This window comes from Modestobacter sp. NPDC049651 (assembly GCF_040659695.1).
Taxonomy (GTDB): Bacteria; Actinomycetota; Actinomycetes; order Mycobacteriales; family Geodermatophilaceae; genus Modestobacter.
In genome coordinates this window covers 21,746-34,896 of sequence record NZ_JBFAOG010000025.1, presented here as the reverse complement: position 1 = coordinate 34,896, position 13,151 = coordinate 21,746, and the positions used below count along the sequence as shown (strand labels likewise).

Genomic DNA, 13,151 nt, shown 5'->3' with positions numbered 1-13,151 from the left:
GCCAGCCGCTGCCGCTGCCCGCCGGAGAACTGGCTCGGGTAGGCGCCGAGCGCGTCCTCCTCCAGGCCGACCAGGTTGAGCAGCCGCCGTCGTCGTTCTCGTGTGGCTGTCTCAGTCGTGGTGCTGGACGACGTTGACGACGGTGCCGTCGGGCGCCCGGACGAAGAACCGCCGCACGCCCCACTCCTCGGTGGTCAGCGGGTGCACGATCTCGTAACCGCGCTCCTGCGCCTCGGCGTAGGCGGCGTCCAGGTCGGTGGTGAACACCGAGATGAGCGGGTTCTCCGGCGCGGCGGCGTCCCGGGTGACCAGTTGGATCTCCGCCGGTGAGTCCGGCGAGCGGTACCGGGCCACCCAGCCCAGGTCGAACTCCTCGGTGCTGAGCCCGAGGAAGCCGGTGTAGAAGCCCCGCGCCGCCGTGAGGTCGGCCACCGGGAGGTCGGCGATGATGCGGGTCGCGCGCATGGCGGGCATGGTCGCCCGCCACGCGCGAGCTGTCTACGGCCTACAGGCCGACGAGGTCGTGCAGGGCGCCGACCTCGGTGCGGGTGAGCCGCCGGATCGTGCCGGTGCGCATCCGCTGCAGCTCGATCGGGCCGATGGCGGTGCGGGTCAGCCGGCTGACCGGCAGGCCCACCTCGGCGAGCAGCCGCCGCACGATGTGCTTGCGGCCCTCGTGCAGTACCACCTCGACGACGTTCTGCCCGGCGTGGGTGTCGACCACCTGGAAGGAGTCGACCTTGACCGGGCCGTCCTCCAGCTCGATGCCCTGGCGCAGCCGGCGGCCCAGGTCGCGGGAGACCGAGCCGCTGACCTGCGCGAGGTAGGTCTTCTGCACCTCGTAGGAGGGGTGCGCCAGCCGGTGCGCCAGCTCGCCGTCGGTGGTGAGCAGCAGCAGGCCCTCGGTGTCCTGGTCGAGCCGGCCGACGTGCACCAGCCCGGGCGCGAGGTCGCCCATCATGTCGCCGACGGTGGGCCGGCCGCGGTCGTCGCTCATCGAGGTGATGACGCCGAACGGCTTGTTCATCGCGTAGGTGATCTTGTCGTTGCGGACGTCGATCCGGCGGCCGTCGACGGCGATCACGTCGGTCTGCGCGTGCACGCGGCGCCCCTGGGCCATCACGACCGCGCCGTTCACGCTGATCCGGCCGGCGTCGACCATGTCCTCGACGACGCGGCGGGAGCCGACACCGGCGCGGGCGAGGACCTTCTGCAGCCGCTCACCGGGCTCGTCGTCGGCGGGCTCGGTGTCCTCGCGGTCACCGGGGTGGACCGGCGCGAGCTCCATGTCCTCCGACCAGCCCTCGCCGCCCTCTGTCAGGGACTCGTCATCTGCGTGCCTGTTCATCCCCACCATCCTCCCACCTTCCCGGACGCCGGCCGACCCGTCGCTGGTCACACCACCCGCGAGTGGTCCCCCGCCGACCAATTGGCCGGTTGACCTGGGGATTCGCCTGGTCCGGCTGGCCGTTGTCCGGTAGACTTCGTACACACGTTCGAATAACCCGGGAGGTGTCGTGCACCCGCTGCTGGCATTGCTCGCCGACCTCTCGCGGCAGGAGCTGCACGGGCTCACCGATGAGGAGTCGTTGGAACGGACGGCGTTGCTGGTCGCGGCCGGGAACATGGTCGCCGCGGAGCTGACCCGCACGGTGCGGCACGCGGAGGTCACCCAGGCGCCGGAGCGGGACGGGCTGACGTCGATGCGGTCGTGGCTGATCGGGCACCAGCGGGTGTCGGCGAACGAGGCGTCGAAGCTGATACGGGCCGGTCGGACGCTGCCGCACTTCCCGCTGATCGCGGCCGGGTTCGCCGCCGGTGAGATCACCGCAGCGCAGGTCGACGTGATCGCCGACGCGGTGGGTCCGAAGGAGATCGCCGCGGCAGCCGAGCAGGGCATCGACCTGGTCGCCTTTGACGAGGACTGGGCGCGGGTGGCCCGGGAGTCCTCCCACGACGCACTCAAGGTCGCCGTGCAGGCCTTCGCCGCGGCGCTGGACCCGGACGGGCCGGAGCCGGATCCGACCGAGCTGCGGAGCCTGCGGATCGTGAAGCACGCCGATGGCAGCACCACCGGTCGGTGGGACCTGGATGCGGTGGCCAGCGAGAAGGTGCAGGCCGCGCTGGAGTCGCAGGTGCAGGCCGACCGGCCCAAGGGCGACACCCGCACCCGGGTGCAGCAGAACGCGGATGCGTTGGTGCAGATCGCCGACAACCAGCTCGCTGCCGGTCAGCTGCCGATCCTGCGTGGGGAGAAGCCGCACGTCGTCGTCCAGATGCAGCTGGAGGACCTCGTCGACCCGGCCACCGGCGCCCAGACCGCGACCATGGGTTTCGGGGCGCAGATCTCCGCCGCGCGGGCCCGCTGGCTCGCGTGTGACGCGGTGGTGTCCCGGGTCGTCATGGGGCCGGACGGCACGCCGCTGGACTACGGCCGCAAGCACCGCATGGTCCCCGCACCCCTCCGCCGCGCGGTCGTCGCCCGGGACAAGACGTGCGTGTTCGCCGGCTGCGGCGCACCGCACTGGTGGGCCGACGTCCACCACCTCGTGCACTGGATCAACGGCGGCGAGACATCACTCAAGAACTCAGCTCTGTTGTGCGAGCGCCACCACACCAAGGTCCACCATGGGTTCACCGTCGAACGAGATCCCGGCGGCCGATGGCGAACGTTCCGCCCCGACGGCACCGAGATACTCATCGGACCCCTCATCAGCTGACCTGCGCCCACCAGCGTTTCTCCGCCGACCATCCTTGCCGCACGCGGTAGTTCGCCGGGGACGGGCTCACGTGGTTCGCGGCTGCCAAGGCCAACGCAGTTGGCGTCGGCGTCGGGACCTGCCTCGGAACAACGGCTCGTTCTCGCGCAGAGCGACCACTCGATGGTCAGCGTCTGCCAGCTCCGCCTCGTACTGGCCGCGATCGAACGTGATGGGCACACCGAGCGAGTCCATGGGCTCCGGTTCTTCGTATCCGTTCTCCCACCGGAATTCTGACCACGTCACCTCGCGCGCACCCATGTCCAACGCGGCGGTGACTGCGCCACAGGCCAGGTCACCGCACTCGCCGCAGACGAGAAGCGGTATCCGTCCCGACTCCAGGCAGGGAGCAGGACGCCGTCCGAGAAGCGTCTCGACGGCCAACGAGTCCGGAGACCACCAGAGGCGGTTCAGCTCCGTGACGAGGTTGCCCACACCGTGCGCCGTCATCTGCAGGGAGACGCCGCTGATGAGGAAGTCCAGGAAGTGCGACTGAGGGTGGCGGGCCACCCTGCCGTCCATCACGTCGTGCGTGTGGAGCGCCGGCTCGAGACGGAGCGTGGCCAGCGCTGAGGTCACGACACCATCATCGGCTGATGGACGCATGCTCCTGAGTGGTCGCTCGGAGCGACCCGGCCAGGCTCACGCCCAGGGCGGCTTCTCAAGCGCAACTGCGAGCCGGCCTGGTGAGAGCTGCTGCTCGTCACTCCACCCAGGGGGTCTCGGCCCTGAGCACGTCGATGCCAGGTCGCATGTCGCGAACCTCCATCACGCGTAGGGAGATCAGGTTCGGGAGGGCGAGAACAGGCGTGTAGTCCAGATCGTCAGCCGCAATGGAGTGCAGCACCAAAGAACGCAACTGGAGCATCTTCCGGAGGAAACCCAACGATTCCACCTGTACGACGCGCGGCGTCATCCAGTCACCACCGATCTCCAGGTGCGTGACGCCACTCATCTCCCCGACGGGCGACAGGTCCCGCACCCGTCGCAGACCCTCGATCAGCAGGTCCTCGACGCAGGACAGACCGGCCAGCGGCAGGAGACTCTCGACCGAGGATGCGCCGCCGAGGTGCAACGTCCGCAGGTCGGTCATCCCGGCGATCGGCGACAGGTCGGCGTAGTCGCCCCACTTCACCGTCAGTGCTTCGAGTTGCGTCTGCCCGTGCAGTGCCTCGAAGAGGTGCTTCGGGGTTCGGCTGACGAACCTCAAGTCCCGGATCGAGGAGGGTCCGGAGGCGAAGAACTCCGCCCACTCGTCGACGATGCACCGGGCTTCGGTCCTGCTGTACTCGGGTCCGAGCTGAGTCACCTGGACGACGACGCAGGTCTCGCCCTGGTACTCGGCCAGACGCGTGATCTGACGGGGTTTGGCCTGGCCCCCACGTGTCGACAGCCATCCCACGTCGAGACGATAGATCGCACTGCACCGCCGCACGGCTGGTGCCTCACCCGGCCTCGTTGCGCCCAGGGGACGGTCACAGGGCCGGAGTGCTCGTCGAGCACCGCGCGGGGCTCCCGGCACCAGCAGCCCGGCGCGCAGCGGGGCGGGCTCCGCGGGCGCCGCCGGGTGCCATCATCTGCGCGGGGGGTGCAGATGGCCGACCCTCAGGAGTCGATCGAAGCGCGGTTGGCGCAACTGGTCCACGAGCTCGCCGTCGCGCGGCAGGAGACCGCCGTCTCCCGGGCCGAGACGGCGCTGTCCCGGGACGAGACGCTGCTGTCCCAGGAGGAGACCGAGCTGGTCCGCCGGCAGACCGCGGCCGCGAGGGTTGCAGGTCGAGCACCTGGAGATCGCGCTGAAGACCGCCCGGGTCATCGGCATGACGATGGGTGTCCTGATGGCCCGCCGCGGGCTGACCGAGGGAACCGCGTTCGAGCTGCTGGCCGAGACCAGCCAGCGGCTGAACCGGAAGCTGCGCCTGGTCGCCGACGAGGTGGTCCTCTCCGGCGACCTGCCGCGCTGAGGGAGTCCCTGCCGTCAGACGTCGGGGTGCTCGTCGAGCACCGCGCGGGTCTCCGGCACCAGCGGCGCCAGCGCCGGCAGCTCGTCGAGCCCGGTGAGCCCCAGCCGCTCGAGGAACAGCGGCGTGGTCACGTACAGGTAGGCGCCGGTGTCCGGGTCGGTGCCGGCCTCCGCGACCAGCCCGCGGGTCAGCAGCGTCCGGACGACGGCGTCGACCCCCACCCCGCGGATCGCCGACACCCGCGCCCGGGTGACCGGCTGCCGGTAGGCGATGACCGCGAGCGTCTCCAGCGCCGCCTGGGTGAGCCGGTTGCGCTGCCCCTCCAGCAGGTGCCGCTCGACGACGGGGGCGTGCTCGTCGCGGGTGTACAGCCGCCAGCCCTCCCCCACCCGCCGCAGCACCATCCCGGCCCGGCGCGCGTCGTAGTCGTCGGCCAGCCCGCGCAGCTCGCCCCGCACCCGGGCCACCGGGCAGCGCAGCGCGGCGGCGAGCGTGCCCTCGTCGAGCGGGCCGTCGGCGACGAAGAGCAGCGCCTCCAGCCCACCGCGCAGCGCGGCGGGGTCGGTGGGCTCGGCGTCCTCGAGCGGCAGTTCCTGCTGCGGCGCCGCCTCCTCCACCGGCAGCTCGCGCTCCGGCACGACCTCCAGCTCGACCGGCCGCCGCGGCGCCCGGCCGAGCACGACGTCCGGCACGCCCTCGGGGACGCCGGACGGCGCGTCGACGACGCCCGGCTCGGGCACGCCCAGACCGGCGGCGAGCTCGGCGGCGATCGCGTCCCAGCCCTCGACGGCGGCCGCGTCGTCCGCCTCGGCACCGGCCGCGAGCTCGGCGGCGATGGCGTCCCAGTCGAACGTGGGCCGCTCGTCGTCCGGACCGGCGCCGTCGTCCGGACGCTCCTCCGGGCCGCTCACCCGTACTGCTCCACCATGCGGCCGGCGTCCTCCTCGGACTCCCCCGGCAGCCGGCCGTCGACCAGCTCCGGACCGGTCCACCGCACGTGCAGCTCGCCGAGCGGGTCGACCTGGTCGAAGTCGACCAGCCGCTGCCGGTAGAGCTCCAGCAGCGCGAGGAACCGGGCCACCACCTCGAGGGTGTGCGCGCAGTCGACCTTCAGCGCGCGGAAGGACACCGCCCGGCCGGCGGCCACCCGGCCGCGCACGACCAGCAGCTGCTCGGTGAGGCTCACGGGCGGGGCGTGCAGGTGCGCCACGCTCACCGTCGGCGGCGCCTTGGGGGCCAGCGCCTGCGCGGCCAGCGCGGCGAACTGCAGCGGGTCGACGCCCAGCAGCACCTCGGGCAGGAGGTCCGCGAACCGCGGCTCGAGCGCGACCGAGCGGGGGAAGCGACGGGCGGCCTCGGCCTCCCGCTCCCGCAGGAACGCCGCGGCCTGCTTGTAGGCCTTGTACTGCAGCAGCCGGGCGAACAGCAGGTCGCGGGCCTCCAGCGCGGCGAGGTCCTCCTCGTCCTCGACGTCGGCGGCGGGCAGCAGCCGGGCGGCCTTGAGGTCGAGGAGGGTGGCGGCCACGACGAGGAACTCGCTGGCCTGGTCGAGGTCGAGCTCGTCACCGAGCGCACGCAGGTGCGCCATGAACTCGTCGGTCACCTGCGCCAGGGCGATCTCGGTGACGTCGAGCTTGTGCTTGCTGATCAGCTGCAGCAGCAGGTCGAACGGGCCCTCGAAGTTGGTGAGCTTGACCGTGAACCGGCCGTGCGGCGCGGCGGGACCCTCGCCGGCGGGTGCCGGCGTCCCCTCGTGCTCCAGCGTCGCGGTCATCGCCAGGCACGATAAGCGGCCGGGCGGACACTTCCGTGCCCGCCCGGCCAGGTCAGCCGCAGATCACGTCACCCGCGACGCAGGCGACGCACCAGCACCGAGTCCTCGGCGTTGTTCTCCAGGTCGGCCAGCAGCACGGCGATCGCCTCGCGGACGATGCGGCCGCGGTCGGCGGCGATGCCGAACTGGCCGCGCAGCTGCAGCCGCGCGGACTCCAGCGCCAGCAGCTCCTCGGCCGAGCAGTAGACGGTGATCTTCTCGTCGTGCCGGGTGCGGCCGCTGTTGGCGCGCGGCTGCACGGTGCGGGAGGAGACCGGGGCGGGCCCGCGGTAGGCGGCCAGCTCGTCCTGTGGGGCGGCCGGTCGGGTGTCGGGCACCAGCGCGAGCGGCTGCGGCGCGGGCGCCACCGCGGCGACCTCGGCCGGCTCCGGCGCCAGGCGGGGAGCCGGGGCGCGCAGCGCGGGCGAGGCCTGGGCGGCGGCGAGGGTGGGCAGCTCGGTCACCGGCGCGGCCGGCGCGGTCGCGACGGCGGCGGCCGAGTCGGTCCGGCGGAACAGCTCGGCGGCCCCAGGGAGCACGGGTCGACGAGTCACAGTGCGATGACCTCCTTGGCCAGGTCGCGGTAGGCGGCGGCACCCGTCGACGACGGGGCCCAGGTGGTGATCGGCTGGCCGGCGACGGTGGTCTCCGGGAACCGGACGGTGCGCTGGATGACGGTCTGGAAGACGGTGTCGCCGAAGGCCTCGACGACCCGGCTGAACACCTCGCGGCAGTGCACGGTCCGCGAGTCGTACATGGTGGCGAGGATGCCGTCGATCTCCAGGGACGGGTTGAGCCGCTCCTTGACCTTGTCGATCGTGTCGACCAGCAGCGCCACACCGCGCAGCGAGAAGAACTCGCACTCCAGCGGGATGATCACGCCCTGCGCCGCGGTGAGCGCGTTGACCGTGAGCAGGCCCAGGGAGGGCTGGCAGTCGATGAGCACGTAGTCGTACTGCTGGCGCACCGGGCCGAGCACGCGCATCAGCGTCTGCTCGCGGGCGACCTCGCTGACCAGCTGCACCTCGGCGGCGGACAGGTCGATGTTGCTGGGCACCAGGTCCATGCCGGGGACGCCGGTCGAGACGCGGACGTCGGCCAGCGACGTGCCGCGCTCCATCAGGGCGTTGTAGATGGTGCGGTCCATCTGCTGCGCCGGGACGCCGAGCCCCACCGAGAGGGCACCCTGCGGGTCCAGGTCGATGAGCAGCACGCGGCGACCCTGCTCGGCCAGCGCCGCGCCCAGGTTGATGGTCGAGGTGGTCTTGCCGACCCCGCCCTTCTGGTTGCACATGGCGATGATCCGGGCCGGGCCGTGCTTCTCCAGCGGCTTGGGGTCGGGCAGCCGTCGCTGCCGCGCCTTGGCCGGGTCCAGCCGGCCGGCCGGCGCACCCATCTCCCCGTCGCCGCCGGGCATCGCCCCGTACGCGACCGCGGCGGCTGCGGCCGCCTCGGCTCGTGTCGCCATCGTCTGCGCCTTCTTCCCTGAGCGCTGCGCCGGCCCCGCCGTGGGCCGGGTGCAGGTCTGTCGTCCGTGGCCTCCGGTCGGCGGCCACGCTAGGGACGTCGCAGCGCCCGGCAAAGAAGGCTCGCCGGGCCCGTCTCGTCCCTCCGACACCGTTCTCGGCACCGGCGCAGCCGGGTGTGACCACCTGGGTGCACAAGTTCCCAAGTCGACTTGTGGCCCTGTCGGCAGGAGGTGTGCGGTCGGGTCAGGGCGCGGGACGGGTCAGCGCAGCGCGCGGGGGTGGCTGGTCGCGTAGACCTCGCGCAGCCGGTCGACGGTGACCAGCGTGTAGACCTGGGTGGTCGTCACCGAGGCGTGCCCGAGCAGCTCCTGGACGACGCGGACGTCGGCGCCGCCGTCGAGCAGGTGGGTGGCGAACGAGTGCCGCAGCGTGTGCGGGGAGACCTCCTCCGACAGCCCCGCCCGCTCGGCGGCGCTGCGCAGGATCGACCAGGCGCTCTGCCGGGTCAGCGGACCCCCGCGGGCGTTGAGGAACAGCGCACCGCCGCGCACCCCGCCGCGGGCCTTGAGCGCCAGCGCCGGGCGGGCGCGCACCAGGTAGTCCTCGACCGCCTTCACCGCGTAGCTGCCCACCGGGACGACGCGCTCCTTGCCGCCCTTGCCGGCCAGCCGCACCGCCGCCGACGAGAGGTCCAGGTCGTCGACGGCCAGCCCGACCGCCTCGGAGATGCGCGCGCCGGTGCCGTACAGCAGCTCCAGCAGCGCCCGGTCGCGCAGGCCGCGGGGCCCCTCGACCGACCCGGCCGCGGCGATGAGCGCCTCGATCGACTCGACCGGCACCGCCTTGGGCAGCCGGCGGGCCGGGGCCGGCGGGCGCACCTCGGCGGCGACGTCGTCGGGCACCAGCCCGTCCAGCAGCGCGAACCGGTGCAGCCCCCGGACGGCGACGACGGCGCGGGCGGCCGAGGTCGCCGACAGCGGCGGGTGGTCGTCGTCCCCGGCGCGCAGCGCGACGAGGAACGCGGCGACGTCGGACTCCCCCACCTCCGCCAGCCCGCGCACCCCGGCCGCGGCGAGGAACTCCGCGTAGCGGCGCAGGTCCCGGCGGTAGGAGGTGATCGTGTTGGCGGCCAGCCCCCGCTCGACGACCAGGTGGTCGAGGTAGCCGGTGACCACCCGCGCGATCCCGGCCGCGACGTCGGGGGCGACCGCGGTCACCGCAGCACCGCGGCCAGGGGCGCCACCGCGAGCCCGTGCGCGGCGGCGACCTCCGGCTGCACCACCTGACCGGCGACGACGTTGACCCCCAGCGCGAGCGCCGGGTCGGCGGCGACCGCGGCGGCGGTGCCGCTGTTGGCCAGCGCCATCACGTAGGGCAGCGTCACGTTCGTCAGCGCGTGGGTCGAGGTGTTGGGCACCGCCCCGGGCATGTTGGCCACGCAGTAGAACACCGACTCGTGCACCCGGAAGGTCGGGGCGTCGTGGGTGGTGGGGCGGGTGTCCTCGAAGCAGCCGCCCTGGTCGACGGCGATGTCGACCAGCACCGAGCCCGGCTTCATCCGCGCCACCAGCTCGTTGCTGACCAGCGTCGGGGCCTTCGCGCCGGGCACCAGCACCGCGCCGATCACCAGGTCGGCGTCGAGCACCGCGCGCTCCACCTCGTAGGCGTTGGAGGTGATCGTCTGCAGGTGGCCCTGGTAGATGCGGTCGGCGGCGCGCAGCTTGTCGATGTCCCGGTCGAGCACCGTGACGTGGGCCTGCATGCCGAGCGCGATCGCCGCCGCGTTCATGCCGGACACGCCCGCGCCGATCACGACCACCCGGCCGGCGTGCACGCCGGAGACGCCGCCGAGCAGCACCCCGCGACCGCCGTGCGCCCGCTCCAGGCAGTACGCGCCGACCTGCGGGGCCATCCGGCCGGCCACCTCCGACATCGGGGCCAGCAGCGGCAGCGACCCGTCGGCCTTCTGCACCGTCTCGTAGGCGATGGCGGTGGTGCCCGACGCGACCAGCGCGTCGGTGCACTCCTCGGACGCGGCCAGGTGCAGGTAGGTGAACAGCGTCTGCCCGGCCCGCAGCCGGGGGAACTCCTCGGCGACCGGCTCCTTCACCTTGAGCAGCAGGTCGGCATCGGCCCACACGTCGTCGGCGGACCCGACGATGCGGGCACCGGCGGCGGCGAAGTCGGCGTCCGGGATGGACGACCCCTCACCGGCGGCCTGCTCGACGAGCACGGTGTGCCCGGCCCGCACCAGCTCCGTCACCCCGGCCGGGGTGAGCGCCACCCGGTACTCGTGGTTCTTGACCTCGCGGGGGACCCCCACCTGCACAGCGTTCTCCTTCTCTGGGCAGCCGCACCGGTCGTGGCGGGCGGCGGCGCCGTGTCGTGGCGACCCGATCGGGGCCGACCTGGCCGGAGTCTAGGCAGAGACGCCGCCGCAGGTGTGGCAGCGGACACGTCGCGGCGCCGGTCGCCCGGTCAGGTCAGCCCGCGCCGCGGCGCTGCAGCTCACCGCCGCCGAGCTGGCCGAGAAGGACACCATCGGCGGATGACCCGCGGGAGGTGGTCAGTCGTCGTCCTTCTCCACGTCGCCGCGGTCCGAGCCGGGGCTGGGGGCGTCCAGGTCGGGGAGGTCGCCCTGGGAGACCCCGGACGGGTCGTTGCCGCTGCGGTCGGCGGGGTCGTTCGAGACGGTGCCGGTGCCGGAGTCCGGCGCGCTGTCGCACGCGGCGAGCGTGGCACCGCCGAGGACGAGGGTGAGGGTCGCGAGCAGGGCCGCCGGGATGCGGCTGCGAAGGGATCGCACGAGGTCCTCCAGGCCGGGCTCGACCGGGTCGGGCCCGGCGCCCGCCCGGACGGCACCCGGTCCGCATCGCGCTGCCGCCGCCCCCGTCGACGGCTGACCCGAGTGTGCCGCCCGGCCCGGCCGGCGTACACCGCCCGCAGCGGGGCAACACGGATCAGCCGGCGGGCGGGCGGACCACCTCGTAGCGCACGCACACGAACTCGCCGTTGCGGGCGCACTCGCGGACCGCCAGCTCGACCCGGCGCGGCAGCAGCGGCGCCCCGCTGCCGAGGGTCACCGGCGCGATCGCCACGACCACCTCGTCGAGCAGCCCGCGGTCGGCGAACTGCCCGACCAGGTCACCGCCACCGACCAGCCAGACGTCCCGGCCGCCGGCGGCGGCGACCAGCTCGGCGTGCACGGCGGCCGGGTCGTCGGCGGTCGTCCGGACGTCGGCCCCGTCGGGCACGTCGAGCTCGCGGTGGGTGAACACCCAGGCCGGTCGCTCGGGCAGCCACTCCGGGTCGTGCTCGCGCACCCACCGCCAGGTGGTGGCGCCCATCGCGATCGCGCCGACGCCGGCGAGGAACCCGGCGTAGCCCATCGGGCCGTCCTCGTCGGTCTCCCGGGAGACCAGCCAGTCCAGCGAGTGGTCGGCGGTGGCGATGAACCCGTCGAGCGAGGCGCCGACGTAGTACACGGTGCGGGTCACGAGCTCCTCCTGCTCAGCCAGTCGATCGGGTCGCCCGCGTCGACCGGCACCCCGGCCGCGCGGTACCAGTGCCGGGCCAGCTGCCGGCGGTGCGCGGCGTACGTCAGGACGTGCGCCACCACGCTGCCCACCACGAACGACTCGGGTGGCTCGCACAGCGCGTCCACCAGCCGGTCGCCCCAGGCCCCGCGGCGGGACACCTCGCGGACGAAGGCCAGCCAGCGCGGCGCGGCCTCGTCGTGGCGGGCCAGCAGCGCCGCTGGGCCGTCGTCGGTGTCCGGCGGGAAGTCGGCGCCCTCCACGGCGGCCAGCCACACCTCGACCGACCGGACCAGGTGCGCCAGGACGGCGGCCAGCGACTCCTCCGGGCCGTCCCACTCCAGCACCGCCCAGCCGGGCGCGCGGACCCGCCGGTACTCCTCCTCCGGCAGCGCCTTCGCCAGCTCGAGCAGCGCCCGGGTGTCCTCGAGGTCGTGGTGCACCAGCAGCGCGGTCACCTCGTCACCGCCCCGCGCGGTCTGCTCGCCGGACACCCACAGCGAGGACGGCGGGTGGAAGTGGATGCCGTTGGGCGCCGGCAGCCAGTGGCCGTCCCGGCCGGTCGCCGTCCCCGGCTGCCCCGGGGTCCGGCCGTAGGCGCGGGTGAACGCGCGGCTGAACCCCTCGACCGACTCGTACCCGGCGGCGAAGGCGGCGTCGGTGACGCTGCGGCCCTGCCGCAGCTGCCAGGCCGCCCGCTCCAGCACGACGCGCCGGCGCAGCGCCACCGGCGACTCCCCCGCGCCCCGGCTCACCTGCCGGCTGAAGTGCCACGGCGAGGCGAAGGCGTCGCCGGCCATCTCGGTCAGCGTCCGGTTGTCCTCGTCGAGCACCGCGTCGAGCAGCTCGCGCAGCCGGTCCCGCCCTGCCTCGCCCATGCAGGCAGTGTGTCGGCCGGCGGCCCCCCGGCGCCCGACCGTTCTTGCTCCGATCGCCCGCCCGGCGCCGGTGCCGCACCCTGGACCGGTGCGCCTCTACGCCGACCGCCCGGCCCGCCGTGCCCGCCAGCTCGCCGCCGACGTGGGTCTGCTGGCCTGGCTGGCGGTCTGGCTGCTGGTGGCCCGCACCGTGCACCGCGCGGTGCTGCAGCTGGCCGGCCCGGGCCAGCAGGTCGAGCGGCTCGGCGACTCGATCTCCGACGCGATGGGCGACGCCGCGGACGCCGCCGGGCGGGTGCCGGTCGCCGGCGGGGCGCTGTCCCGGCCGCTGGACGCCCTCGGCGACGCCGGTGGTGCGGTGGCCGGCACCGGTCAGGGCGCGCAGGACGCGGTGCACACGCTGGCGACCGTGCTGGCCGTCGTCCTGGTCGTGCTGCCGGTCGGCTGGGCGCTGTCCCGCTGGCTGCCGGGCCGGCTGCGCTGGTCGCGGGAGGCCACCGCGGCGCGGCGGGTGCTCGGGTCACCGACGGCGCCCGACCTCGAGCTGCTCGCCGCCCGGGCGCTGGCGACCGCGCCGCTGCCCGAGCTGGCCCGGCTGCCCGCGGGCACCGGCGCGCGGTGGCGGGACGGCGACCCGCGGGCGGTGGCGGCGCTGGCCGAGCTGGAGCTCGCCCGGCTCGGCCTGCGCGCGCCGTCCGCCGCCCCGCGTGCCGCCACCCGCGCGGGGTGACC

The 13,151-nt window shown here is 74.1% G+C and carries 16 protein-coding genes; 3 read left to right on the top strand and 13 right to left on the bottom strand.

Annotated features, from left to right (window positions below):
• Window positions 1-111: 111 nt before the first annotated feature.
• A complete protein-coding gene (locus AB0J00_RS21415) occupies window positions 112-465 on the bottom strand; it encodes a VOC family protein (RefSeq protein WP_357748986.1) in 354 nt (117 codons plus the stop codon).
• Between the two features lie 40 nt (window positions 466-505).
• Complete coding sequence (locus AB0J00_RS21410) at window positions 506-1,348, bottom strand: pseudouridine synthase (RefSeq protein ID WP_357748983.1); 843 nt, start codon at window positions 1,346-1,348, stop codon at window positions 506-508.
• 169 nt (window positions 1,349-1,517) lie between these two features.
• On the opposite strand from AB0J00_RS21410, the gene AB0J00_RS21405 reads away from it, so the two are divergent.
• The gene (locus AB0J00_RS21405) at window positions 1,518-2,720 is read left to right on the top strand and encodes a DUF222 domain-containing protein (RefSeq protein WP_357748980.1); all 1,203 of its coding nucleotides are present in this window, start codon (window positions 1,518-1,520) and stop codon (window positions 2,718-2,720) included.
• Window positions 2,721-2,786: 66 nt separating this feature from the next.
• Here AB0J00_RS21405 and AB0J00_RS21400 read toward each other — a convergent pair whose 3' ends face one another.
• Window positions 2,787-3,338: a hypothetical protein gene (locus tag AB0J00_RS21400; RefSeq protein WP_357748977.1), complete on the bottom strand. Its 552-nt coding sequence runs from the start codon at window positions 3,336-3,338 to the stop codon at window positions 2,787-2,789.
• Between the two features lie 124 nt (window positions 3,339-3,462).
• The gene (locus AB0J00_RS21395) at window positions 3,463-4,161 is read right to left on the bottom strand and encodes a hypothetical protein (protein ID WP_357748974.1); all 699 of its coding nucleotides are present in this window, start codon (window positions 4,159-4,161) and stop codon (window positions 3,463-3,465) included.
• 367 nt (window positions 4,162-4,528) lie between these two features.
• On the opposite strand from AB0J00_RS21395, the gene AB0J00_RS21390 reads away from it, so the two are divergent.
• Window positions 4,529-4,723: an ANTAR domain-containing protein gene (locus AB0J00_RS21390; RefSeq protein ID WP_357748971.1), complete on the top strand. Its 195-nt coding sequence runs from the start codon at window positions 4,529-4,531 to the stop codon at window positions 4,721-4,723.
• A gap of 14 nt (window positions 4,724-4,737) precedes the next feature.
• On the opposite strand, the gene scpB is transcribed toward AB0J00_RS21390, so the two are convergent.
• The 9 genes from scpB to AB0J00_RS21345 all read right to left on the bottom strand — a co-directional run bounded on the left by scpB (window position 4,738) and on the right by AB0J00_RS21345 (window position 12,419).
• Complete coding sequence (gene scpB / locus AB0J00_RS21385) at window positions 4,738-5,634, bottom strand: SMC-Scp complex subunit ScpB (RefSeq protein ID WP_357748969.1); 897 nt, start codon at window positions 5,632-5,634, stop codon at window positions 4,738-4,740.
• The gene (locus AB0J00_RS21380; protein ID WP_357748966.1) at window positions 5,631-6,497 is read right to left on the bottom strand and encodes a ScpA family protein; all 867 of its coding nucleotides are present in this window, start codon (window positions 6,495-6,497) and stop codon (window positions 5,631-5,633) included. Before AB0J00_RS21380 ends, scpB begins: the two co-directional genes overlap by 4 nt.
• Before the next feature lie 68 nt (window positions 6,498-6,565).
• A complete protein-coding gene (locus tag AB0J00_RS21375) occupies window positions 6,566-7,090 on the bottom strand; it encodes a hypothetical protein (RefSeq protein ID WP_357748964.1) in 525 nt (174 codons plus the stop codon).
• Entirely contained in the window at window positions 7,087-8,004 is a 918-nt protein-coding gene (locus tag AB0J00_RS21370) for a ParA family protein (protein WP_357748961.1), read from the bottom strand. Before AB0J00_RS21370 ends, AB0J00_RS21375 begins: the two co-directional genes overlap by 4 nt.
• Window positions 8,005-8,265: 261 nt before the next feature.
• Window positions 8,266-9,222 (bottom strand): site-specific tyrosine recombinase XerD, encoded by a 957-nt coding sequence (xerD, locus tag AB0J00_RS21365; RefSeq protein ID WP_357748958.1) that lies wholly within the window; start codon window positions 9,220-9,222, stop codon window positions 8,266-8,268.
• Window positions 9,219-10,334, bottom strand: coding sequence for an alanine dehydrogenase (gene ald, locus AB0J00_RS21360; protein ID WP_357748955.1), 1,116 nt, complete (start codon window positions 10,332-10,334; stop codon window positions 9,219-9,221). The genes xerD and ald overlap by 4 nt, the downstream gene beginning before the upstream one ends.
• A 237-nt stretch (window positions 10,335-10,571) precedes the next feature.
• A complete protein-coding gene (locus AB0J00_RS21355) occupies window positions 10,572-10,811 on the bottom strand; it encodes a hypothetical protein (RefSeq protein WP_357748952.1) in 240 nt (79 codons plus the stop codon).
• A 154-nt stretch (window positions 10,812-10,965) separates the two neighbouring features.
• Window positions 10,966-11,502: a dihydrofolate reductase family protein gene (locus AB0J00_RS21350; RefSeq protein ID WP_357748950.1), complete on the bottom strand. Its 537-nt coding sequence runs from the start codon at window positions 11,500-11,502 to the stop codon at window positions 10,966-10,968.
• Entirely contained in the window at window positions 11,499-12,419 is a 921-nt protein-coding gene (locus AB0J00_RS21345; RefSeq protein ID WP_357748947.1) for a helix-turn-helix domain-containing protein, read from the bottom strand. The genes AB0J00_RS21350 and AB0J00_RS21345 overlap by 4 nt, the downstream gene beginning before the upstream one ends.
• Before the next feature lie 88 nt (window positions 12,420-12,507).
• Here AB0J00_RS21345 and AB0J00_RS21340 point away from each other — a divergent pair, with 88 nt between their 5' ends.
• On the top strand, window positions 12,508-13,149 hold the full coding sequence (locus tag AB0J00_RS21340) for a hypothetical protein (RefSeq protein ID WP_357748945.1): 642 nt from the start codon (window positions 12,508-12,510) through the stop codon (window positions 13,147-13,149).
• The last annotated feature ends 2 nt before the right edge of the window (window positions 13,150-13,151 follow it).

Coding starts and splice junctions, on each gene's coding strand:
- AB0J00_RS21415 (WP_357748986.1), bottom strand. CDS start 465: ATGCGCGCGACCCGCATCATCGCCGACCTCCCGGTGGCCGACCTCACG.
- AB0J00_RS21410 (WP_357748983.1), bottom strand. CDS start 1,348: ATGAACAGGCACGCAGATGACGAGTCCCTGACAGAGGGCGGCGAGGGC.
- AB0J00_RS21380 (WP_357748966.1), bottom strand. CDS start 6,497: ATGACCGCGACGCTGGAGCACGAGGGGACGCCGGCACCCGCCGGCGAG.
- AB0J00_RS21370 (WP_357748961.1), bottom strand. CDS start 8,004: ATGGCGACACGAGCCGAGGCGGCCGCAGCCGCCGCGGTCGCGTACGGG.
- AB0J00_RS21345 (WP_357748947.1), bottom strand. CDS start 12,419: ATGGGCGAGGCAGGGCGGGACCGGCTGCGCGAGCTGCTCGACGCGGTG.